The organism is Robertkochia solimangrovi, assembly GCF_007279655.1.
In the GTDB taxonomy this organism is placed as follows: domain Bacteria; phylum Bacteroidota; class Bacteroidia; order Flavobacteriales; family Flavobacteriaceae; genus Robertkochia; species Robertkochia solimangrovi.
In genome coordinates this window covers 96,922-121,616 of sequence record NZ_QKWN01000009.1, presented here as the reverse complement: position 1 = coordinate 121,616, position 24,695 = coordinate 96,922, and the positions used below count along the sequence as shown (strand labels likewise).

Here is a 24,695-nt window from a genome sequence, read left to right as displayed (position 1 = left end):
AATTGAGAATTATATTATAGTCTACCATTTACAATTAAACAGTGTACATGTTCTCCATTCTCACACTGATCTTTCCCTCGTTTTACCCTAACCCTCGTATGTTAGCCTTTTAATTCAAATGCTAACATACGAGGGCCGGGTTCAGCGAAATGGAAGAGAAATAGAGTTAAGAATTGAGAATTGATTTATAATCTACCATTTACAATTCACATTACCCCTCATCAGATGAATTGGTTGATGATGTTCTCGTATAATTCCTGTTTACCGCTGATCGATGGGATATCCTGGTTTGCTTCCGCATATTTTGTAAGGTCTTCAAAGGTCAGTTTACCTTCTGTGAACTCTTTCCCTTTACCACTATCGAAGGAAGCATATCGGTCTGCCCGCATTTTTTCCATCGGAGATTTTTGGATAATATTATCTGCGATCATCAGCGCTCTTGCAAACACATCCATTCCACCGATATGTGCATGGAAAATATCTTCAAGATCGGTTGAATTCCTTCTGATCTTCGCATCGAAATTAACGCCCCCACCCTGGAGTCCGCCTGCTCTTAGGAATACCAGCATCGCCTGGGTCACCTCGAAAAGATCTACCGGGAATTGATCGGTATCCCAACCGTTCTGATAGTCTCCTCGGTTAGCATCGATGCTACCCAGCATGTTGTTGTCTGCAGCCACCTGTAATTCATGCTCAAATGTATGCTGTGCCAGGGTCGCGTGGTTCACTTCCACATTGATCTTGAAATCATCCTGTAGTCCGTATTTATTCAGGAATCCCACCACCGTTGCCGCATCAAAATCGTACTGGTGTTTCGAAGGTTCCATCGGTTTCGGTTCTATGAAAAAGGTTCCTTTAAATCCTTGCTTTCTTGCATAATCTCTGGCCATATGCAGGAAGGTTGCAAAATTATCCTGCTCCTTCTTCATATCGGTGTTCAGCAGCGACATATAACCTTCACGGCCTCCCCAGAATACGTAGTTCTCTCCTCCTAACTTAATGGTTGCATCGATCGCATTTTTGATCTGTGCCCCTGCATAGGCCAGCACCTTAAAATCAGGGTTCGTGGCAGCACCATTCATATAGCGGGCATGACCGAAACAATTGGCAGTACCCCACAGGAGTTTCACGCCGGATGCCTTTTGTTTTTCCGCTGCATAGTCGGTAATGATTTCCAATCGCTTACCAAATTCCTGTAAAGAACCACCTTCAGCGATCAGATCCACATCATGAAAGCAGTAATAGGGAGCACCGATCTTAGTAATGAACTCAAATGCTGCATCCATTTTATCTTTTGCCTGTTGTATCGGATCTGTAGCCGTCATCCATGGAAAATTCTGTGTAGGTCCTCCAAACGGATCCGTTCCAACGGCATTGAACGTGTGCCAGTAAGCGATGGCAAATTTAAAATGCTCCTTCAGTGTCTTACCTGCCACTACCTTGTTCTCATCATAATATTTGAAAGCCATCGGATTATCTGATTCTCTGCCTTCAAAAGCGATCTTTCCTATTCCTTTGAAAAATTCCTTTTCACCTAGAGTTACCATAATATTTAAAATGTTACTAGTTTATATATGCTTTTAATTCTTGTTTCCAGTTATTATAAGCGGTCTTGTATTGCTCAAGAACACTGTGGTCGGGTTCATACTGTAGCTGAACCTTATCGGTCTGCACGGCCTCATCAAAAGACTTGAATGCACCTGAAGCGTACGCAGCGGCTCTGGCCGCACCCACAGCTCCTGTGGTCTCCACGATATCGATACGGGCATTCGTAAGAATCGAAATTGTATTTGAAAAGATACCCGCCCTGAACAAATTATCATTCCCAGCTTTGATACTTTGAATGTTGGCTCCATCCTTTGCGAGAATTTCCATCCCATAAACAAATGAAAAGGCTATCCCTTCCAAAGCAGCACGAAATAAATGCGCCTGATGATGAACATTAAAGTTTAAATTGGAGATACGGGCTCCTTTATACTGATTGCGCAACATCCTTTCTGCACCATTTCCATATGGAAGTATACATAATCCTTCTGAACCAACCGGTACCGTTGCAGCGAGCTCGTTCATTTCATTATAAGATTTCCCTCCGGAAACCTGGCTTCGCATCCAGCTATATTGAATCCCGGTTCCATTGATACACAACATCTTTCCGATACGCGGCGCATTCGGACTATGATTCACGTGAGCGAAACTGTTAATTCTGACGCTTTCCGTGGTCGTGACCTGATCGGTTATGGCATACACCACCCCGGATGTCCCTCCCGTAGCTGCGATCTGCCCGGGTTCAAGTACATTCAGGGCCAATGCATTATTAGGCTGGTCTCCTGCACGATACATCACCGGAATTCCTTCCGGGAGTCCGGAAACATTAGCTGCTGCCTTTGTCACGCGTCCCTGTTCGGAAAAGGAAGGCCTTATTTCAGGTACAAGTTCAGGAGATATCCCCGCCAATTCCAGTAACCATGATGCGGTATTATTCGATTTAAAATCATAGGCTATTCCCTCCGAAAGTCCGGAAGGGGTCGTGATACATTCTCCGGTAAGGCGTAATGCCAGAAAATCACCGGGTAACATATACTTATATATTTTAGCGAAAGTTTCAGGTTCGTGATCTTTGACCCATTTTAATTTTGCCAGTGTAAAATTGCCGGGAGAATTCAGTAAATGTTCCAGGCATCGCTCTTCTCCTGCCAATTCAAACAAGGCATCACCACTGGAAACGGCCCGACTATCACACCAAATGATGGAGGGCCGGATGACCTTATACGCCTTATCTACCAATACGAGTCCGTGCATCTGATAGGAAATCCCTATTCCCTTAATATCTCCGGAAGCCACACCAGAAACTTCAATCAACTTTCTGGAAGCGATACAGGCATTTTCCCACCAAAGTTCAGGATCCTGTTCACCCCATCCGATCTCCGGGGAACTGATATGCATTTCTGTTTCGGGATATTGCGTAACCGCAATGACTTTTCCGTCTTCCGAACGGATCAAAGCGGCTTTAATGGAAGAACTTCCAAGGTCAAAACCTATCCAATACATGGTAATTAACTAATTTTTATTAAATTTAAAAGTTTAAATATAGTTAACGGAATCGATTGCATAAACTATATTCGTAATAAATTGCTACAAAAATTTTTAAATATAAATTAGTCTGGCTAAAAAAAGTAATATTTAACAATAAATCTAAATTCCTGATATTTTATTTGCCTGACGTAATTTTATTTTGTCATATTACCGTGCCGGAATTGGAAAAATCACGTTTGAGAGCTTCGATCTCCTACCGGATTTCTCCATATTCAGTCGTCACCAAATACGAGCATTAAAGAATGATCAACCTAACTGAATCCATCGCCAAATGAATCAAAAGAAAGAGGTCACCATATATGATATCGCCCGAGAGCTAAATTACTCTCCTTCCACGATATCAAGAGCCCTGAATGACCATAAAAGCATAAGTAAAAAAACGATTAAGGTGATCAAAAAGGCTGCTCTGGAAATGGGATACCGTCCGAATTCACTGGCGGCCAGCCTGCGAAACAATCGAAGTAATACCATCGGGATCCTGATCTCCAGGATCAATCGGCCTTTTATGTCGACGCTCATCAGCGGAATTGAAGAGACTGCCAGAAAAGCCGGTTTCAATGTGATCATTAGCCAGTCTAACGACAGTTATGAAAATGAAGTAGACAATTCTAAGGTTCTCTATGATAGTCGTGTGGGCGGACTCATCGTCTCTCTGGCGATGGAAACCCGAAATATCGAGCATTTTCAACAATTCAGAGATCAGGGTATTCCAATCGTATTCGTTGACCGGGTACCTAAAACCTTCAGTTCCTATAAGGTGGTGATCGACAATTATACGGCAGGATATAATGCTACCAAACATCTGATCGACCAAGGTTGCCGTAGAATAGCACATTTCGCCGGGGCACAACGAAGAAACATTTATGAAGACCGTAAAAAAGGGTATCTGGATGCGTTAAGCGAATACGGTTTGCCGATCGATAAGGACCTGATCATCCATGCAAAGACCCTCAGTTTCGAAGAAGGTGAAAAAGCGACGAACAAACTGCTTGATCTGCCACATCCACCCGACGGGATCTTTTCCGCTAATGATACAGCTGCGGTAAGTGCGATTATTTGTGCTAAGAAACGCGGCATCAATATCCCTGAAGACCTTGCGATCATCGGCTTTAACGATGATCCCATCGCCTCTATCGTCGACCCTCCATTATCGACCGTTACCCATCCCGCAGCTAAAATGGGAAAGATCGCAGCACAACGAATCCTGGAACACGACCAGAAAAATGCCGACAACAATCTTTCTGAAGTTACCGTACTCAGTACCGAGATCATTGTAAGAGCCTCTTCCAAACGGATAAAATAATCCATACAGTGGTAAGTGGTAAGTGGTAAGTGGTAAGTGGTAAATTGTAGATTATAATTTAATTCTTAATTCTCAATTCTTAATTCTCAATTCTTAATTCTCAATTCACAATCCTCCCCCCCCTCCCAATTCGCTGACCCCGGCCCTAAAGGATGGAATTGGAAGGGAAAACCAATCTAAAACCTCCCCTCGTCTCCCTAAAGATCAGTGTGAGAATGGAGAACGAGCACACAGTTTTATAATTCAATTCTTAATTCTCAATTCTCAATCCTATCCCCCTCCCAATTCGCTGACCCCGGCCCTAAAGGGTGGAATTGGAAGGGAAAACCAATCTAAAACCTTCCCTCGTCTCCCTAAAGATCAGTGTGAGAATGGAGAACGAGCACACAGTTTTATAATTCAATTCTTAATTCATAATTCTTAATTCTTAATTCTCAATTCTCAATCCTACCCCCCCCCTCCCAATTCGCTGACCCCGGCCCTAAAGGGTGGAATTGGAAGGGAAAACCAATCTAAAACCTTCCCTCGTCTCCCTAAAGATCAGTGTGAGAATGGAGAACGAGCACACAGTTTTATAATTCAATTCATAATTCTCAATTCACAATCCTCCCCCCCTCCCAATTCGCTGACCCCAGCCCTAAAGGGTGGAATTGGAAGGGAAAACCAATCTAAAACCTTCCCTCGTCTCCCTAAAGATCAGTGTGAGAATGGAGAACGAGCACACAGTTTTATAATTCAATTCTTAATTCATAATTCTTAACTCTTAATTCTTAATCCTTAACTCTTAATTCACCATCTACAATTTAAATGTTACGCGCCGGATTGGAAGGTAACGCGAATCATCTTTGCGATTGGGAGATCGTTGACCTTCATAGGGCTGCAACCGCCGATAATGAATTCAGCCTGGCCGGGGATTTGAACGGACTCCCCTGCATCATTGATAACCCGCAGGTCTTTTGGATCGAGCTCCATCGTCACGGTTGTCGTTTCTCCGGGTTCCAGGAAAACCCGCTTCACCGATTTCAATTCTGCATTCGGGACCGTAAATTCAGCATCTGGTGCGTGTAAATAGCACTGTACCACTTCTTCCCCCGCCACCTTTCCGGTATTATGTAAATTAAAGGTCAGGGTGGCCGAAGATCCTTCTTCAGTTTGCTTCAAGGTAACCTGAGGATCAGAATAGGTGAAGGTCGTATAACTCAACCCATATCCAAAGGGAAATAAAGGTGCTGCTTTCATATATTTATAGGTACGTCCCTTCATGCTGTAATCTTCATAAGGAGGAAGTTGATCCAGCGATTTTGGAAAGGTTAAAGGTAGTCGGCCGGAAGGATTCACTTTTCCGAAAATGATATCCGCCAGTGCATTCCCGCCTTCTTCCCCCGGATACCAGGCAAATATCACCGCATCGGACAGGGCCTGTACTTCCGCCAGATTGATCGGACTCCCACCAGTGATAACACTAATGATCGGGCGTTCTCCCGCGCTGTTTCTAAGCTTCTTTAAATAGGTGATCTGATTGGCTGGAATATCATAATCCAGTCGATCACCAAAACTGGGAGAAGCGATCGATTCACCCTCTTCGCCTTCCAGTAATCCGGAGATCCCCAGAACAGCGATGGTAGCATCGCTGGTACCGGCATTACCAGAGGCCCAGTCTTGTGGATTAACAGGATCACGATCGAGCAAAGCGCCCATTCTGTATTGTAGCTGACTTCCGGGTTCGATCGCATTGGCGATACCTTCCAGAAAGGTAACCAACTCCGGATTGACTCCGTAATAATTCCCCAGTAATACTTCAACACTGGCCGCATTCGGACCGGTCACATAATAATTTGAAAGGTCATTTCGCAATGGTAACACCCCATTATTCTTCAAAAGCACCATTCCTTTTTGTGCTACTTCTCGTGCTAGCTGACGGTGTTCTTTACTATTGATCACCTCGGGTTTGATGGCATCGAACTTATTACTTCCTTTCGGATCGAAGAGTCCGAGTCTAAACCGTGTTCGTAACAATATGGCAAGTTGCTCATCGATCTCTTTTTCGGTCAGATATCCTTTCGCCACGGCCTCAGGCAGGTTCGGATAGGAACTTCCGCAATTCAGGCTCACGCCGCTCTTTACCGCCAGGGCCGCAGCAGCAACAGCATCATCAACGACACCATGACCATTATCCACATTATAAAAGTCTGTGATCGCCCAGCAATCACTTAACACATGACCTTTAAAACCCCACCTTTCTCGTAAAACATCACTGATCAAAAATTCATTGGCACAACATGGCTCGCCATTGGTACTGTTGTAAGCACACATCACTGCCTCCACCTTATGATCGACCAATGTTTTAAAAGCCGGAAGATAAGTTTCCCACAGGTCCTTATCGCTTGCTACCGCATTGAATTGATGTCTTAATTTTTCCGGGCCACTATGAACCGCATAATGTTTGGCACAAGCAGCGGTTTTAAGATAATCCGGATCATCTCCCTGAAGTCCGTCGACGAATGCCCCTCCGAGCAATCCTGTCAGGTACGGATCCTCTCCATAGGTCTCCTGACCACGCCCCCATCTCGGATCCCGAAATATATTTATATTGGGTGTCCAGAAGGTGAGTCCGCCATATTGTTTATTATATCCTTTTGCTGCTGATGCATTGTACATGGCTCGCGCTTCATCAGAGATCGCATTCGCTACCCGAAAGGCAAGATCACTGTCAAACGTAGCTCCCAATCCGATCGCCTGCGGGAAAACAGTAGCTACTCCTGAACGCCCCACCCCATGCAATGCTTCATTCCAATAACTATATGCAGGAATCCCCAGTCTTTCCACCGGCGGCGTATTATGGGTCATTTGAAGTGCCTTCTCCTCCAGCGTCAGCCTTGAAATAAGGTCTGCTATTCTTTCATCGGTAGATAAGGCCGTGTCATAAAAGGGAAAGTCCGGCTTGTCGGATGTTGTGGTTTCGACATCAGAAGATGATCCTTCTTCCGAAGAATGCTCTTTACAGGAAGCTATTAGCAACAAAAAAATCAGGGGTAGAAAAATGAATTTTGGAGAACGATTCATTACGGGTTGGTTTTAAGTTTAAAGTATAATGTTCAACGGAACTCAATATACGAAAAAAAATAAATGCAATCGATTGCGTAAAATATTTTGATGTTAGGTCAATTTTTATTTAATTTACGCTTAAAATTACCTATTTATTAATATTTAATCGGTTTTGCAATCGATTTCTAATATTAAATATATAAATTTTGAATAATCCCAAAGCACATATTTTTAAAATGATTGCATTATTTCTGGTAATTTCCAAGGGATTTTGCATGCAGGACCAGGGGTACGGACTATGGTTTGATTATCGGCCGGTAACGGAAAATACTATCGGCTATACCACCCTGTTCCAACAGGTCCATATCGATCCTGAAATTTCAAATAAAGCGGTAATTCAAAACGAGATTGAACTCGCCGCTTTCGGAATGCTGTCTATACAGCCTGAGATGACTGAAGCCTCTTCAGCCACCCTTACAATCATACGTTACGACCGGTTAAATAAGGAATTACTACAGGCATTCGATGTCAATAATATTTCGCTCAAACCGGAAGGCTTCGCCATACTTCCCGGATCCCGGACCGTATTGATCACTGCACTCGATGACGCCGGCTTGCTTTATGGAACGTATCGCTTTTTACAACGGATACAGAGTGGGGCTATTATCAAAAACCTGAAAGAGATCAGTAATCCTAAAGTTAAAGTACGGATTCTGAATCACTGGGATAACCTGGACCGCACTGTTGAAAGAGGTTATGCCGGATCGTCGATCTGGAACTGGCATAAACTACCGGAATATAAAGACCCCAGGTATACCGACTACGCCAGAGCCAATGCATCCATCGGAATTAACAGCACCGTATTGACCAATGTAAATGCGAATGCCCTGGTACTGACTCCTGATTGGATTAAAAAGGTTAAAGCCCTTGCGGATATTTTTCGCCCGTATGGCATTCGGGTATACCTGACCGCACGATTTTCTGCTCCTATGGAAATTGGAAATCTTCAGACTGCGGATCCTTTGGATCCAGCGGTTAAAAAATGGTGGGCCGATAAATGCGATGAGCTCTATAAGCTGATCCCTGATTTTGGAGGTTTTCTTGTAAAAGCCAACTCAGAAGGGCAACCCGGTCCGCAAAATTATGGCAGAACCCATGCCGAAGGTGCTAACATGCTGGCCGATGCCTTAGCCCCACATGGAGGTATCGTCATGTGGCGTGCCTTCGTATATTCAGAACATGACCGTGATGATCGTGCTAAACAAGCTTTCAGCGAGTTCGTTCCGCTCGATGGGACGTTCAGAAAAAATGTCCTTCTGCAAGTAAAGAACGGACCGATAGATTTCCAGCCCAGAGAACCCTTTCATCCGATGTTCGGAGCCATGCCAAAAACCAATATGATGCCCGAATTTCAGATCACCCAGGAATATCTGGGATTCAGCACCCACCTGGTGTTCCTTCCAAAATTATTCGAAGAAACACTCGACGCTGACACCTACCGTCAGGGTTCGGGAAGTACGGTGTCCAAAGTTACCGATGGTTCAATGTTCGGCAATGCACTTACCGGTATGGCAGGTGTATCGAATATCGGAAGCGATATCAACTGGACCGGTCATCCTTTCGCTCAGGCCAACTGGTATGGATTCGGCAGACTTGCATGGGATCCCTATCTCGATTCGGCAACCATAGCGAGAGAGTGGCTTGCCCTTACCTACTCACAGGAGCCCGCTTTCCTTGATGCTATGACCCCTGCCCTGCTGCAGACCAGAGAAACCGTGGTAAAATATATGACCCCGTTAGGACTTCATCATATCATGAATGCAGGTCATCATTACGGGCCAGGTCCATGGATCGATCAAATGTCACGTGATGACTGGAACTCTGTATACTATCACAAAGCGGATAGTACAGGCCTCGGTTTCGATCGTTCTTCCAAAGGAAGTAATGCCACCTCACAATATGCTCAGGAAATCGCTTCCTTATATAACGATATTAAAACCTGTCCTGAGGAGCTCTTATTATGGTTTCATCATGTGCCCTGGAACTATAAGATGAAAAATGGAGAAACCCTGTGGAACTCACTGGGAATTACCTATCAGGAAGGTGTAGATGAAGTTGCCAACCTGAATAAATTATGGCAAGATCAAAAGAAATATGTTCCGGAACCGGAATTTAACGAGGTCTCCATGCTATTGGAGATCCAATATAAGGAGGCATGCTGGTGGCGGGATGCCTGTATGACCTACTTTCAAAAATTTTCTCATAGACCTTTTCCAGAAGTAATGGGAACACCTGAACATGACTTAAACTATTATAAATCGTTAGAATTTCCATATGCACCGGGCATACGTCCGAAATGGAATTAACTCAATATATGTGATGATGAATCAAAAGATCGCTATTGTAACCGGAGGAAATGCCGGTCTGGGATATGCCACTGCCAAAAAATTCTGTGACTCAGGAATAAAGACCTATATCATCGGCAGGAATCCTGAAAAAACAAAGGAAGCCTGCAGAACACTTGGCGAAAATGCTATACCCTATATTCACGACCTCAACGATCTGGAGGGTATCCCGGGAATGATAAAAGAAATTGCTGACAACGAAGGAAAGATAGACATACTGGTAAACAATGCCGGAATCAATATGAAAAAGGAGCTGCTTGAAGTTACCGATTCCGAATTTGCAAGTATCCTGCATACCAATGTCCTCAGCGTATTTTCCGTAAGTCGTGAAGTTGCTCAGATCATGAAAGAACAAGGAGGTGGTTCCATTATCAATATCAGCTCGATGGCCGCGCAGTACGGATTACCAAAAGTAGTGGCCTATTCAGCCAGTAAAACGGCTATCGAAGGAATGACCCGTGCCATGGCCGTCGATCTTGCCAACTATGGAATTCGTGTAAATTGCGTAGCTCCCGGATTTATCAGAACCAACATGTCATCCAAAGCGCTTAACAATGACCCGGAACGAAAGCAAAAGGTTTTGTCACGTACACCTATGGGAAAATTGGGAGAACCCGAGGACATCGCAGAAAGTGTATACTTCCTGGCCAGTGAAGCCTCCAAATTCACCACCGGCGTCGTGTTAGCTATTGATGGCGGCAACAGTATCGGATTTTAAATACAGGGATATGATTCAGATGGAACAAACAATGCGATGGTTCGGACCCGGTGATGCGATAAAACTCGAGGACCTTCGTCAATGTGGAATAAGCGGAATTGTAACCGCTCTGCATGAGATACCGGTAGGCGAAATCTGGACTTTGGAAGCGATACGAAACCGACAAGAGACCATCCGAAATGCAGGACTGGAATGGACCGTCGTGGAAAGTTTACCCATACATGAAGATATCAAAAAAGGTTTACCCACCAGAGACGCCCTGATCGAGAATTACATCGAAAGTCTGCAGCATCTGGCAGCCTGTAACATCAGGGTGATCACCTACAATTTCATGCCTGTTCTCGATTGGGTTCGTACCGAGCAGTCCTATCGGAATTCCGACGGCACCCGGGCGCTTTTATACAATCAATGGGCCTTCCTCTATTTTGATCTGTTTTTACTAAAGCGACCGGGAGCGGCCTCCGAATTCACTGCAGAAGAAATTGAAAAAGCTAAAGCCTATGGGGATTCCCTTCATGAAGAAGAACGTGAAACTCTCTTCAGAAATGTACTTTTAGGCCTACCCGGAAGTAAAGAGAATTTCACCCCGGAACAGGTATTGCAATTACTTGAAAGCTACCAAAATATTGACGACTCTCAACTGAGAGAGCATCTGATCTATTTTTTAAGCAAAATAGCACCAGTTGCCACCTCTCTGGATCTCAAGCTTGCTATCCATCCGGATGACCCACCGTTTTCAGTACTGGGACTTCCCAGAGTAGTATCATCAGCGGATGACCTTAGTGCCATATTCAGCTCGGTTCCACAAACAGCGAACGGACTTTGTTATTGTACAGGGTCGCTGGGAGCACTGCCTTCCAATGATCTGCTGGAGATCCTGGACACCCATGCACACCGGATTCATTTTTTACATCTGAGAAACGTGATCCGGGAGAACGAAGCGGTATTCCGAGAATCAGAACATCTTAACGGTGACAATCCGATGGAAAGGATCGTTGAAAGAATCATCGAAATCATGCAAGTCAGGGGTAGTTCGCTGCCCATGCGTCCTGATCACGGTTTCCTGCACAGTGCGGAACTCCAGGGCGAACAGTATCCGGGATATTCACTCATCGGAAGAATGAAAGGACTCGCAGAATTAAGAGGTCTGGAAAAGGGAATTATCTACAAACTCAAAGAAAACTAGCAAAAACTACACACTATAAATATCACACACTTAAACTTTAAAAAATGAAACAAATTACAGCCTTACTGATTTATATACTGCTGATTTCCTGCAGCTCAGGGGATGACGGCAGTGATGGAAAAAAGATCGGCGGACCGGTAGACAGCATCGGTGAAGACGATGACGGAAATGACAATGGAGGTGATTCCGGGGATCCGTTAACTTACGATGCTACACAAAACCTCAAAGAGGTAGCTGGGTTTCACTTCGGAAATGTGATCTCTGCTGCAAAAATCGCCAGTAGCAGCACGGACAATAGCACCATGAAAAGCATCTTCCAATCTGAATTTAATAGTATTACCGCGGAAAACGATATGAAGATGCGAAATATGTTCACCGGGGCTGACACCTATGATTTCAGTGATGGCGATGCGATCGTAGCCTGGGCCAAAGAGAACGATATGAGAGTGCACGGCCATACACTGGTCTGGCATAGTTCAATTCCCGACTGGCTCGCCAACTTTTCAGGCACGGATGAAGAATTCAGCACTCAGGTGGAAAATTATATCAAAGCCACCGTTTCCCATTTCGCAACGGAAAAAATGACGGTTGACGGTACGGAAGTAAGTGTCGTTGCCAGCTGGGATGTGGTCAATGAAGCCTTCACTTCTGAAGGAACCTCTTCGATCTTCCGAACCCGATTAGGAGCGGATTATGTCGCTAAATGTTTTCAATGGGCCCGGGAAGCTGATCCTGATGTAGCCTTATTTTATAATGATTACAATATCGCCGGAGAACCTTCAAAAAGAAGTCAGATCATCAATATGGCAAACGATTTTATAGAAAATGAAATTCCTATTGACGGCATTGGTATGCAAATGCACCTAAACCATGACTGGCCTACTTCAGACCTGGAAACCGCAATCCAGGAGGTCGCCAACACAGGATTGCTGGTGCATATTTCCGAGCTGGATGTAAAAGTGAACTATTCGGAGGATATCTCTGAATTAAATGAAGCAAGGGCTATGGAACAGGAAACGCAATATCAGCGGGTTGCCTACTATTATTCCAATTCAGTACCTCAGGCGCAGCAATGGGGAATCACTGTTTGGGGATTCCGGGATAAGGATAGCTGGCTCTATAAAAATAACAGTGACTGGCCATTGCTCTATAATCATGACTTTGAGACCAAATTAGCACACCGCGGACTTATCAACGGTTTAAGCGGAATAGAACCCTGATTAGCTGGTTATTGTTCAGAGCTGAAAATGCTGCACAACCTCTAAACAAATTCATCAGGTCATATATCAAAATAAAATCGCCCGGTCAACCCGGGCGATTCCTTTTTAACTACTTGTTTACAACTAACTTTATATAAGAACTAATAAGCTTCATCAATCACACGGATCGGGTAATTCCGACAGTGTCACATTATCGATATAGAAGGTCTGTGTGGTGGTTCCCATATCTAACACTACATTATGGGTACCCGTAGAAGTTGTCCCTGCTGTGAAGGTCCATGCATAATACGTCCAATCCTGTGCAATGGTAACGTCATGTCCGTAGAAATAATCATCCGACTGCCCACTTGCCCAACGGGAAATAGACACCCTCATCACTCCATCTTCGCCGGCTGCTTTCGCCCACATACTGATCTTGTACTGTTTCCCTTCTTCAAGGGTCACTCCGTCTGCTGCCATCTGGGTATCCCAGGGGTTACCTCCGGCACCAACAGCTACCATTGCATTGCTACCTTCATAAACCTCTGAAGTAGTCACCTGAATATCTCCGTTCAATTGTTGCCACGTGGCTACTCCGTCAGGAGTGCTGTTCGGATAAATTCCATTTTCAAATCCGCCGTCCGGCAGGATATTTACCTGCGGAACATATTCCTTAACACTTATGGCATCCACATGAATGGTTTGAGCAGAAGCTCCCATATCCAATACGATGTTATGATCCCCGGTGGAAGTAGCTCCGGCCGTTACTACAAAGGAATAAATGGTCCAGTCGGTGGTCAGATTGATATCCGGACTATAGAAGTAATCATCCGATTGTCCACTCGCCCAACGCGACATCGACATCCGCATGATCCCGCCTTCGCCTTCGGCTTTTGCAGCGAACTGCACTTCATACATCTTATCCTCTTCCAGTATAATTCCGTCAGCGGCTAATTGCGTATCCCACGGATTCGCGCCTGCTCCAACCGCCACTATGGCCTGAGACCCGCAATACGGATCGACCGAAGTGATCTGAATGTCTCCGTTGAGTACCTGCCAGCTGGCGACACCATCCGGACTACCGTTCGGATACACACCGTTTTCAAAACTTCCGTCGGGCAATAATTCTGCCGCTCCTGTCGAACCACCTTCTCCTTCTACCAGCGTTATATTATCGATCACAAAAGGAACATTTGTGTGTCCCATATCGAGAACGATCCTACTACCGTTCGGTAATTCCTGTGCGGTGAAGGTCCATGAATACTGCGCCCATTCGGTGCTCAGCTCGGTATCATCGCCATAGAAATAATCTTCCGGGTATTGAGATACAGATGTTCGCATGATCGCTCCGTCCTGTTCTCCTTTCGCCCAAAGCATCAGGGTATAGGTAGTGCCGGGTACCAGCGGAAGGTGCTGGGAGGCAAACTGTGTTCTCCAGGCATCTGAAGCGGCCCCTACTACGCGTATAGAACGATTATAATAAGCGGCATCTCCGGTAACGGCAGTCATACCGTCGCCTCCATTGAGTTTTTCCCAACTGGTAAAGTCATCTCCCGCACCATCTTCCAATTCCCCGTTCGGCAGAAGATTATCTCCCGCAAAGAATATGGATTCAGAAACCGCCATCCCAAAATCGGTAGTGATCTCGATCTCTGCCTGCTGATAAGGGGTTAATCCGGTCGGAACCACCACCTTCATCTCTGATCCGTTATTGGATGAAATCGTAGCCGGCATTCCTCCGATGAGAACCGATGTATTATTATCCAGGCTCACCCCTGCAATGGTAACCTCATTTCCGGGACCTACTGCCGATGGACTTATTCTTCGGATCAACGGGATCGGTTTTTGTTCTACCATGATCTTCGACCGCACTCTATAATTATCGGCCATGACCAAGGTCAGATCGAGATCCCCTGCCGGGGATTCTTCAGGCACATAGAAGGATATCACATCATTCTCCAGCGTATAGGCTACATCTTTTTCACCTACGAAAACGAACTGTACACTTTGAAAATTCGATCCGGTGACGGTAACCAGATCCCCGGTAAATGCCGGATTCGGATTGATATCGCCGATCGAAACCTCTGTAAAGTCATCATCATTCTTACACCCACCCAACATTAACAGGATAAGTGAGAAACACAATGTACTTATAGTAATCAGTAATCTATTCATTGTTCTGTTTTTTAGTTGGTTTTAGTTATAGCTGGGATTCTGTGCCACTCCCGTAAGACTGACAAAGGATCTTGGTATCGGCCAGCGCACATGGAAATCCTGAATATTCAAACCTGCATCCGGATTGTATTCCCGAACCCGTTCCACGAGTACTCCCAGACGTTTCAGTAGATCCCAACGATGTCCTTCATGTCCGAGTTCCCGGGCATGTTCTTCGAGAAAAATATCCTGGTTCAGGGAAGTCAGATTATGACTGCTGTCGCCATAAGCCCTTTGTCTAAGCACATTGATATAGGTCAGTGCTTTTGCTTCTCCCCCGGAGCCTCTCATATTCGCTTCAGCGGCTACCAGATATGCTTCTGAAAGCCGGTATTGAATAACATTCTTATACCCCTGAGCATCCCCGAGCTGTCTTCCGAGGTATCCGTCTTCCTGATATTTAGCCGTAGTCGGCGTTATATACAACGGGTTCACTCCTCCGGAAATATTCTCGGTAGTTACCACATCACCCAGGTTTACACCGGCAGGCAGGTTCTCTGCATCATCATAATACCAGAATCGTTTGTGCCAGGCATCGAGGCGGCCATCGGCCTCATCGAAAAGCGTAAAATAATAGGAGTTGGGTGCCAGTCTTGCCCAGGGTCTTCCACCCTGATCGAAGGTTCTTGCCACTCCATTCACCCGATCATATAAAGGGAAATATTGTTGGCAAGTTCTGGAAGGATGGTCTACATCACTTTGATCGAACTGCCATGCGAGCAGGATCTCTCTATTCTCTTCGTGCTGCGTACTGAAGATCACATCCAGGGGTTCCAGCATATAGTTTCCGTCGTTGATGACCTGATCTGCCTGTGCGGCAGCTTCATCATAGCGACCCAGCCACATCAGTACTTTGGAGAACATATGTCTGGCGACCGCTTTGGAAACCCGGCCATTACTATTCACGGTGGAAGGTAATAAAGGGATGGCGGTTTCAAGATCGGATACGATGGCTGCCCATACCTCCGCCGGATCGGCAAGTTCCGCCTCATTGGAAACCACTTCAGGGGCATCCATCACCAGAACGATATTATCCCAACGCTTGATCAGGTTGAAGTGAAAATAGGCCCGGAAAAAATACGCTTCTCCTTTCACCGTATTGATCCTTCTCACCTGGTTTGCATCATCCGGATTAACATCACTGGCGCTATCTACGTTCTTAATAATAATGTTCGCACGATTCAAGGCGGTATAATATGCGTTCCAAACATCGAGAACTCCCTGATTATCCGGGCTGAGCTCGAAATCATAGGAAGACAACGCCCTTGCGATCGCCTGATCGGAAAGATTCGTTCCTCCCATAATTATATCGGTTCCTGCAGTACGATACATACACAGGTCGTTGCTTTCATACGGACTCCTTCCTCTTTCGTACACACCCAATATCGAACCTTCCAATCCTTCAACGGTGGATAAGGCAAGATCGGTTGTTATCGATCCATCCGGGTCGAGGTCCACGATATCACTACAACCGGTAAAGAGTATCAGGGAAGATACCATCGCGGTCGTTGCTATTAGTTTTATAGTTTTCATCTTGCTTATTTTATCGAATTCATTTAAAAAGTTAGGGTTGTTCCAAAGGTCCACACCTTGGTGATCGGGAAATTCCACGGATCGATCTCCGGCGAATAGGAATCTTCGAGATCGGTGAAGTAATGCAGGTTATTCCCCTGAATATAGAACTTAACGCTATCGAATGGTAAATTCTTCAGATGATGTGGCTGCATGGTATAACCTATGGAAACGTTTCTGATCGCGACAAAAGAAGCGTCTCTGACACTCCAGGCATTTCTGAAAGGTATTGCTCCTAAGCTGGGCTGCGGAAATTCATTCGAAGGATTTTCCGGAGTCCAGTAATCCACATTGATCATATTACTGGCGTTGATCCCACTTTGCAGACTTCCATAGTAACCGTTTACTTTGGTCACTCCAAATCTTCCTTCGAGCAATACATCGAGTTCGAAACCTTTATAACTGAAGGTATTCCTCCATCCTCCATACCAATCCGGCGTGGAAGGACTTCCCAGGAAGGTACGGTCATCGGTGGTAATTACGCCATCTCCGTTCTGATCGACGATCTTCGGATCACCCACTCCATACCCGTTGATGGTGGGATGCATGGAAGCAGCAAGGTCTTCTTCTCCAACCTGATAGATCCCATCAAATTCATAGTCGAAGATCACGTTAATATTCTGGCCTACAAACCAGCCATTAGCTTCATCGCGAAGCACTTCCTCTCCTGCTTCACCTTCCCGGCTGATATTGACGATCTTATCATCGTTCGTCGCCCAGGTGATATTCGTATTCCAGGTAAAATCAGCCCCGCGAATGATATCCGCATTTACGGCGATCTCCACCCCTTTGTTCTCTGTTTTACCGAAATTACTGAATCCACGGGTATACCCGGAGGTGATCGGTAACTGCTCCTCCAAAAGCAGATCCTCTGTCTTGGTGTTAAAGTATTCGAGGGAACCCGAAAGTCTGTTATCAAAGAATGCAAAATCGAGTCCAACGTTAAACTGCTTACTCTCTTCCCATTTCAGATTGGCATTCGGAGCGCTTTCCGGGTTCGTGGTGAAACCGGTCAACACGGTTCCGAAGTAATAGGAAATACTGGCGGCATTGGAAAGATACCTGAACGTAGCCAGTTGGTCATTCCCCAGAATACCGTAACTCAATCTGAATTTCAGGTTATTGACATTCTGACTATCTTTAAAGAAGGCTTCGTTATGGATGTTCCAGGCAAAGGAGGCCGAACCGAAGTTCCCCCATTTATTATTTCCCCCGAAACGGGAAGAACCATCTCTTCTGTAGGTCACATTGACCACATAGCGCGAATCATAGGTATAACCCATTCTTGCGATAAAGTATTGTTTTCCGGACTTGTTGGTCTGGGTTTCAGCCTGTGTATTTTCATCGGTCATGGTATTGATCCCGTAATACCCGAGCAGATCATAGGTTGCGGGATCACCGGGCCCCTCATCACTGGGTTGGATACCTCTACCGGACAGCGACGAATAGAAATAGTTGTTCTTCTGAAAACCGTACACCAGCGTCGCATCGATCTCATGTTTATCACTGATCGTGGTATTATAGTTTAAAATATTATCCATGAGATAACTGTTGTTCTCCGCATTGTTGACCTGAATTCGGCGTGGTGTACCCTGGCGGGTACCGTCATCGTATATGGAGGAATAAAAACTGCGGTAAAGTTCATCACGGTTCTCTACGGAAGCATTGATCGTATAGGTCAATCCTTTTGTAATGTTTGCTTCGATATATGGATTCAGCAAGACCCTTCTTACTTCCCGATCTACCTGCGACTGACTATAACGCCAGAAAGGGTTGAACTGGAACTGATTCTGATTCGCGGTTGGTGCGTAGGAGCCATCGGGAAGATAAATACGTCCGAGGGGGGAGTTTTCCACATAATCTCCAAAATCAGCATTCCCGTTCTGATCCAGCGTTTGTCCGCGTTCATCAGCAGTACTTTTGCTCAATTGAACCCTTGCTCCCGTTTTAATCCAATCGGCAGCCCGATAATCGGCGTTCATCCGGAAGGAATAACGATTGTAATCGGAAGCATAGGTGATCCCCTGTTCGAGGTAGGCATCTCCACTGAGGTAATAGTTAAACTTTTCTGTTCCTCCGTTCATGGATACCCCAAAATTATTGACGATCCCGGTTCGTAACAGCTCATCATGCCAGTCGATCTCGTTACCTGCGATATAATTTCGAAGTTCAACAGGATCGGAAAGTACATCACTGGCTCCAACGAAGGATCCGTCGTAACCGTTGGTTCCTTTTACCGCATCGATCTTAAACTGCACGTATTGATCCGCATTCATCATATCGAGTTCCTGAACCAGGTTGGTGAATCCGGTGGAAGCTCTGACGCTGAAAGAAGCGCGTCCGGCCCTTCCCGCCTTTGTTGTGATCAGCACTACCCCATTGGTACCGCTCACCCCGTAAATGGAAGAAGCACCAGCATCTTTTAAAACGTTGATACTTTCAATATCATCGGGATTCAGTTCAGCGAGGTTCCCATCGAGCAAGGGAATACCATCAACAACGATGAGGGGAGAATTTCCCAGACTCAGGGAATTCACACCACGGATGGTAAAATTAACACTGGACCCCGGTTGCCCGCTAGGACGGGATACCTGAACCCCGGAAACCTGTCCGCGAAGCGCTTCCAGTACATTGGGCACCGGAATATTCTCGATCGCCTCCGAATTTACGGTTGTGATCGCTCCGGTCACATTAGATCGCTCCATGGTACCGTATCCAACCACCACCACCTCGTCGAGTTCCTGGGTGTCCTCCTGCATGGTTACATTGATCACCGTTCGGCCATTCAAGGGTACTTCTTGCGTAGAGAAGCCGATATAGCTAAACTGGAGCGTAGCCTGAGGGGAAACATTCGGAATCGAAAAATTCCCTTCAAAATCGGTTGTGGTACCGTTGTTTGATCCGACCACGATCACACTCACTCCGGGCAAGGGTCCGACCTTATCAGAAACCGTACCGGAGACCGTACTATTCTGTGCACTTAGTGATACAGAAAACAGAAGCAAAAACAGGAGTAGCAGCGAATGCCCTCCTGCTTTTACTTTCATCAGTAGTTGATTAGTCATTTTGATAAATTTTAAGTTTACTAGTTTGTTAATTGTAGTTTTAGCAATATTCTGCCGCTAAATAATCAATATGATAAATTTACATAAATATTTATTTCATGCAATCGATTGCGTAAAAAAATCTTAAATTTATCCCAAAATATCAGTTATAATTTTATTCAAACTCACTGTACATCACTGTTTATAAGGGATAAAGAAATTTCTAAAATTTAAGAAAACGATTGATAAAAATGATAACTTTAAGCCAATTATTCTGACATTATCCATAAAGAACACTACAAACATGAATCAAACTTCCATTCTACCGCCACGGATCACCACCCGTTTTCTTTTAGTGCTCATGACGATCGCAGGTTTAAATTCCTGTAAATCTGAGTCCAAAAAGGAAGAAGCTGAAGCCTCGGATACCGAAACCTCTGAGGTGCTCACAAATTCAAAAGGAGCTATCATCACCGATTTGTATACTGCTGATCCTTCTGCACATGTATTTGATGGAAAGCTATACCTCTACCCTTCTCATGATTATGAGTCGGGTATTCCGGAAGATGATCTTGGAAGTCATTTCGATATGAAGGATTACCATGTCTTCTCGATGGATTCTGTGGGCGGACCTATTGAGGATCACGGCAAGGTACTGGACGTTTCCCAGGTAAGCTGGGCCGACAGACAAATGTGGGCACCGGATGCTGCGGAGAAGGACGGAACCTATTATCTCTATTTCCCGGCAAAGGATAAGGCTGGAATCTTCCATATAGGAGTTGCCACCTCCCAGGCTCCTTCAGGTCCGTTTGCCCCACAACCGGAACCCATCAAAGGTAGTTTTAGTATCGATCCTGCCCTATATCAGGATGATGACGGCTCCTATTATATGTATTTCGGAGGAATCTGGGGTGGACAACTGCAAAAATACAGCACCGGTACTTTTGAGGATGCGGACATCTATCCCGATGACGATCAACCCGCACTGAGTCCGAAGATCGCCAAAATGAGTGATGATATGCTCTCCTTTTCGGAGGTTCCAAAAGACATTGTGCTCTTAGATGAAGAAGGCAACCCCCTGCTGACCGGGGATCATGACCGACGCTTTTTCGAAGCCGCCTGGATGCATCAGTACCAAGGCACTTATTATTTTTCCTATTCCACGGGTGACACTCACAATATTGTCTATGCGACGGGCGATAATCCTTACGGTCCGTTTACCTATCGGGGAATTCTATTGAATCCCGTGCTGGGATGGACCAATCATCATTCAGTAGTGGAATATAAAGGAAAGTGGTATTTGTTCTTTCACGACAGTTCCCTGTCGGAAGGAAAGACCCATTTACGCAGTGTCAGAGTTCAGGAGATCCACTATAACGAAGACGGAACCATAATACCGATCACGATCACGTATTGATCTGTAAGCATTCAGACGGTTATTAAAAACAAAAAGGTCTTTCTTCTGGCAATGGGAAAGACCTTTGTTTTTTAAATATTAACGCAACCGATTGTCAGTGTATCAATCAAAACATCCTATCGAGCACCTTATTGATCAGAGAGATCTCTTCTTCAGATAATTTTATATCGGCCGCTTTAGCGTTCTCTACCGACTGCTCCGGACTTCTGGCGCCTGCCAGAGCGATGGTGATCCCCGGCTGCATTACTGTCCATTTCAGCACTAATTGCGCAAGGCTTACCCCTTTCGCTTCGGCAATAGGTTTGATCTTGTCTAAGAATGCATTCACCTTTTTAATGTTCTCACTGGAGAAGGTAGGATTACTTCCGCGGTGGTCACCTTCCGGAAAATGATGATCTGCAGCAAACTTCCCGGTCAGGAGTCCGCGCTCCATCGGGCTATAGGCCAGAATACCTTTTTCCCAATCGAGGCAACACGGCACCAGTTCTTTTTCGATACGACGTTTCACCATACTGTAAGGCACCTGATTGGAGACGATATCGACCACCTTATCGGCCTGTTTCATTTGTTCAGCGCTATAATTACAAACCCCGGCATATCGCACTTTCCCTTGTTTGATCAGGGTTTCTACTGCTTCAAAGCTCTCTTCGACAGGCGTTGTGGCATCAGGCCAGTGGATCTGGTAAAGATCGATATAATCGGTCCCTAAACGTTTCAGACTTTGTTCACATTCTTTGATGATACTGGAGGCTCTGGAATTCTTATAGATATCGACCGCCTTACCGGTATTATCATAGGAATTGAAATAGAATTCTCCCTGCGCCTTATCCCACCGGAGTCCGAATTTCGTCAGGATCTGTACCTGGTCACGAGGAATATCCTTAATGGCTTGGGCGACGATCTTTTCGCTAAAGCCCATTCCATAAATGGGGGCTGTATCTATTGAAGTCACTCCGAGGTCATATGCTTTTCGGATGGCATTGATGGAATCATTATGTTCCACTCCACCCCACATCCATCCTCCGGCGGCCCAGGCACCGAAAGTGATCTCAGAAAGTTTCAGATCCGATTTTCCTATTTGACGATATTCCATATTGGTGATTTTTAGCTACTATTGATAAACATGATGAATTTACTAAAAACCAAAGGCAATAAGGCCCGTATAACATCACCTTAACTCATTTTTAATATAATATTCACGGTTATGGATAAGCGAATGAAAAATACGGAATGGTTAGCAGGTCTCTGGTATTTATAAAAATTAAAAAAAGCTGTTATACACTCGGACTCAAAGGTTAAGGAATACGATGATGAAAGGGATGGAAAATATTTAGAAAATAATGTAAAAAAATGTTGCTTCCTTTAATCTGAACTGCTACATTTGCATCCGCAATTTAAGAATTGCAAGTTCATTCAAACGATGAATTGGAGAGGTGCCGGAGTGGTAACGGAGCAGATTGCTAATCTGTCGACGCGTAAGTGTCGCCAGGGTTCGAGTCCCTGTCTCTCCGCTTGATTCAGAAGAAAACGTTCTTTTAAAAAATTGGTGAAAAAAATGAGAAGAAAGCTTTTTAAAGTAAAATTTCTTTTTATCTTTGCCGCCGGTTTTCGGGGTGTAGCGTAGCCCGGTTATCGCGCCTGCTTTGGGAGCAGGAGGCCGCAGGTTCGAATCCTGCCACCCCGACCAAGAAAAGCCGAACAACAGTTGTTGTTCGGCTTTTTTATTTTCTAAAATTATGCAAATGCTAATTTGTGGTTATTTTAGAGAATGAAAAAGCAACCTTGCGATAGTGAGGTGAGGCTTTTCTTGAGCAACGCCCCCACTACAGGATCACGAGTGAAGCGAGTAATCTCAAAGCATCTCTTGTGTTTGCCTTTTTACCCTATCCTTAAGTGAAGTCAAAACAAGGGATTTTAATGGTCCTGTGGCTTGTTTGACACCCTACCCCTATCAAACTCTTGTTCGAAGGAACTAAGCATTTGTAATCACTAAATAACGAGGTGATGAAATACCATAAGTACGACAGAGCCTATTTAACCCAACGTGAACTGGAAATTATAGAGACCACAGAATTCAAAGCAGACCGACTGGAACGCATCAAGGATTGTTTTCTTTTTTCCTGTTATACCGGCTTGTCGTATGTGGATGCCAAAGAACTCACGAAAGATCACCTGGTACGAGGCATTGACAACAGAATTTGGTTATTTACCAAAAGAGAAAAGACCCAAGAACTGGTAAAGATCCCCCTCCTACCCAAAGCCTGGGAGATTCTGGAAAAATATTTGGAGAGTCCGGAGAATGAAACAACCGGAAAAATACTCCCCATTTGTTCCAATCAAAAGACCAATAAATACATCCGAGAAATTGCAGAATCCTGTGGCATCAGAAAACATCTGACCTTTCATGTAGCCAGGCATACTTTTGCAACTACTGTGATGCTTACTAATGGAGTACCAATTGAAACCGTTTCAAAGTTGCTGGGACATACTAAGCTTTCAACCACACAGATTTATGCACGGGTGATTGACACTAAGATCAGTGAGGACATGGATAATTTGATGGAGCGGATTGAGGGGAAGAAAGGGAAGGTTGGAATGAAGTAGAATTTTAAATTATTTTAAATGTGGAATTTAATTTTGGAGGAGTTGACCAATGCTTTTCATGAGAGTCCGTGTTGAACTTACTTTATTTATTCTGAATTTCAAATGTCATTAAAGATTGAATTAAAATCGACATATTCTTCTTCAAATCCGTAGATTGAGACACCGATGCAGTTAAATTATAAAAAACTCCTTCAATTTCGCTTTCCAAAATGAAACTAATAATTTCCGATTCCCCTTGTCTATTTGTATCATATTTCGTATGGAAAAAATATGATTTTTTATATAAGGATTCGGTATATCCAGATTCAATTAGTTTTCCATTCTGCGGATTTTTTATTATCAAGTTTTGCCAATATTTAATTTCAGAGTTGAGGTCTTTATTATTTACAAAGCTCTTAAATTTTTGAATTGAAATTATATCAACAAAACCGTTTTTGTCTAATTTAGAACCAGCATCAATTCCTAAAATTACATTTTGATTTTCATAAGTTTCAACTTTCCACTCCCAGTGTTTTGGAATGAATATTAAAAAATCATTATTCGGATAAACGATCTTTTGCTTAGCAAATTTTATCCTGTAATTAGAATATTGGTCTAACGTAAATTGTTTACTTGAACAAGAAGTAATCAAAGTCAGTACGATAAATTTTGTAATAAATTTCATTTGCTTAAAATATGTTAAATGGAAGGCTTCATAACAACCTCATTTTGGACTAAAAATAAGTGTTTCGTTTGGATTTACGGAAGTATTACAGACGTTTTAAAGAATTTTCTGTCCGGGTGATATCTGCTTTTTAATAAATTGAGGGTACTAAATTTCTAAGTATTCTAACATACTATAAGGGTTAATATCATTTTGTACCGCCGTATACCAGAGACCCGCTTGGTTTATCCA

Annotated in this window: 15 protein-coding genes and 2 tRNA genes; 9 read left to right on the top strand and 8 right to left on the bottom strand. The window is 44.4% G+C overall.

Going from position 1 to position 24,695, the window contains the following annotated elements; genetic code table 11:
* Nucleotides 1-221: 221 nt before the first annotated feature.
* Entirely contained in the window at nucleotides 222-1,547 is a 1,326-nt protein-coding gene (xylA, locus tag DMZ48_RS13375) for a xylose isomerase (RefSeq protein WP_143955657.1), read from the bottom strand.
* 16 nt (nucleotides 1,548-1,563) lie between these two features.
* Nucleotides 1,564-3,048, bottom strand: coding sequence for a xylulokinase (locus DMZ48_RS13370; protein ID WP_143955656.1), 1,485 nt, complete (start codon nucleotides 3,046-3,048; stop codon nucleotides 1,564-1,566).
* A 316-nt stretch (nucleotides 3,049-3,364) separates the two neighbouring features.
* Here DMZ48_RS13370 and DMZ48_RS13365 point away from each other — a divergent pair, with 316 nt between their 5' ends.
* The gene (locus DMZ48_RS13365) at nucleotides 3,365-4,396 is read left to right on the top strand and encodes a LacI family DNA-binding transcriptional regulator (RefSeq protein WP_143955655.1); all 1,032 of its coding nucleotides are present in this window, start codon (nucleotides 3,365-3,367) and stop codon (nucleotides 4,394-4,396) included.
* 810 nt (nucleotides 4,397-5,206) lie between these two features.
* Here the strand turns inward: DMZ48_RS13365 and DMZ48_RS13360 are convergent.
* A complete protein-coding gene (locus tag DMZ48_RS13360) occupies nucleotides 5,207-7,459 on the bottom strand; it encodes a glycoside hydrolase family 3 C-terminal domain-containing protein (RefSeq protein WP_143955654.1) in 2,253 nt (750 codons plus the stop codon).
* Between the two features lie 218 nt (nucleotides 7,460-7,677).
* Here DMZ48_RS13360 and DMZ48_RS13355 point away from each other — a divergent pair, with 218 nt between their 5' ends.
* From DMZ48_RS13355 to DMZ48_RS13340, 4 genes are read left to right on the top strand one after another with little or no spacing between them, the layout of a single operon-like run.
* Nucleotides 7,678-9,807 carry an alpha-glucuronidase family glycosyl hydrolase gene (locus DMZ48_RS13355; protein WP_143955763.1) on the top strand — a complete coding sequence of 710 codons (2,130 nt, stop codon included), beginning with the start codon at nucleotides 7,678-7,680 and terminating at the stop codon, nucleotides 9,805-9,807.
* A 13-nt stretch (nucleotides 9,808-9,820) separates the two neighbouring features.
* Nucleotides 9,821-10,564, top strand: coding sequence for an SDR family NAD(P)-dependent oxidoreductase (locus tag DMZ48_RS13350; protein WP_242009205.1), 744 nt, complete (start codon nucleotides 9,821-9,823; stop codon nucleotides 10,562-10,564).
* Between the two features lie 10 nt (nucleotides 10,565-10,574).
* On the top strand, nucleotides 10,575-11,750 hold the full coding sequence (gene uxuA, locus DMZ48_RS13345) for a mannonate dehydratase (RefSeq protein ID WP_143955653.1): 1,176 nt from the start codon (nucleotides 10,575-10,577) through the stop codon (nucleotides 11,748-11,750).
* A gap of 44 nt (nucleotides 11,751-11,794) precedes the next feature.
* Nucleotides 11,795-12,970: an endo-1,4-beta-xylanase gene (locus DMZ48_RS13340; RefSeq protein WP_143955652.1), complete on the top strand. Its 1,176-nt coding sequence runs from the start codon at nucleotides 11,795-11,797 to the stop codon at nucleotides 12,968-12,970.
* Nucleotides 12,971-13,123: 153 nt separating this feature from the next.
* Here the strand turns inward: DMZ48_RS13340 and DMZ48_RS13335 are convergent, their stop codons facing one another.
* Genes DMZ48_RS13335 through DMZ48_RS13325 form a run of 3 tightly spaced genes read right to left on the bottom strand, consistent with a single transcriptional unit; the run spans nucleotide 13,124 to nucleotide 19,800 of the window.
* Nucleotides 13,124-15,124, bottom strand: coding sequence for a carbohydrate binding domain-containing protein (locus tag DMZ48_RS13335; protein ID WP_143955651.1), 2,001 nt, complete (start codon nucleotides 15,122-15,124; stop codon nucleotides 13,124-13,126).
* Nucleotides 15,125-15,145: 21 nt separating this feature from the next.
* Nucleotides 15,146-16,696, bottom strand: a complete 1,551-nt coding sequence (locus DMZ48_RS13330; protein WP_143955650.1) for a RagB/SusD family nutrient uptake outer membrane protein — start codon at nucleotides 16,694-16,696, stop codon at nucleotides 15,146-15,148.
* Nucleotides 16,697-16,719: 23 nt separating this feature from the next.
* Nucleotides 16,720-19,800 carry a SusC/RagA family TonB-linked outer membrane protein gene (locus tag DMZ48_RS13325; protein ID WP_143955649.1) on the bottom strand — a complete coding sequence of 1,027 codons (3,081 nt, stop codon included), beginning with the start codon at nucleotides 19,798-19,800 and terminating at the stop codon, nucleotides 16,720-16,722.
* Nucleotides 19,801-20,083: 283 nt separating this feature from the next.
* On the opposite strand from DMZ48_RS13325, the gene DMZ48_RS13320 reads away from it, so the two are divergent.
* Complete coding sequence (locus DMZ48_RS13320; RefSeq protein ID WP_143955648.1) at nucleotides 20,084-21,196, top strand: glycoside hydrolase family 43 protein; 1,113 nt, start codon at nucleotides 20,084-20,086, stop codon at nucleotides 21,194-21,196.
* A 106-nt stretch (nucleotides 21,197-21,302) separates the two neighbouring features.
* Here DMZ48_RS13320 and DMZ48_RS13315 read toward each other — a convergent pair whose 3' ends face one another.
* Nucleotides 21,303-22,289 carry an aldo/keto reductase gene (locus DMZ48_RS13315; RefSeq protein WP_143955647.1) on the bottom strand — a complete coding sequence of 329 codons (987 nt, stop codon included), beginning with the start codon at nucleotides 22,287-22,289 and terminating at the stop codon, nucleotides 21,303-21,305.
* Between the two features lie 334 nt (nucleotides 22,290-22,623).
* Here DMZ48_RS13315 and DMZ48_RS13310 point away from each other — a divergent pair.
* The 3 genes from DMZ48_RS13310 to DMZ48_RS13300 all read left to right on the top strand — a co-directional run bounded on the left by DMZ48_RS13310 (nucleotide 22,624) and on the right by DMZ48_RS13300 (nucleotide 23,800).
* A tRNA-Ser gene (locus DMZ48_RS13310) sits at nucleotides 22,624-22,707 on the top strand.
* A gap of 98 nt (nucleotides 22,708-22,805) precedes the next feature.
* Nucleotides 22,806-22,883, top strand: a tRNA-Pro gene (locus DMZ48_RS13305).
* 317 nt (nucleotides 22,884-23,200) lie between these two features.
* Entirely contained in the window at nucleotides 23,201-23,800 is a 600-nt protein-coding gene (locus tag DMZ48_RS13300; RefSeq protein WP_143955646.1) for a site-specific integrase, read from the top strand.
* An 82-nt stretch (nucleotides 23,801-23,882) separates the two neighbouring features.
* Here the strand turns inward: DMZ48_RS13300 and DMZ48_RS13295 are convergent, their stop codons facing one another.
* The gene (locus DMZ48_RS13295) at nucleotides 23,883-24,464 is read right to left on the bottom strand and encodes a hypothetical protein (RefSeq protein WP_143955645.1); all 582 of its coding nucleotides are present in this window, start codon (nucleotides 24,462-24,464) and stop codon (nucleotides 23,883-23,885) included.
* Nucleotides 24,465-24,695: the final 231 nt, after the last annotated feature.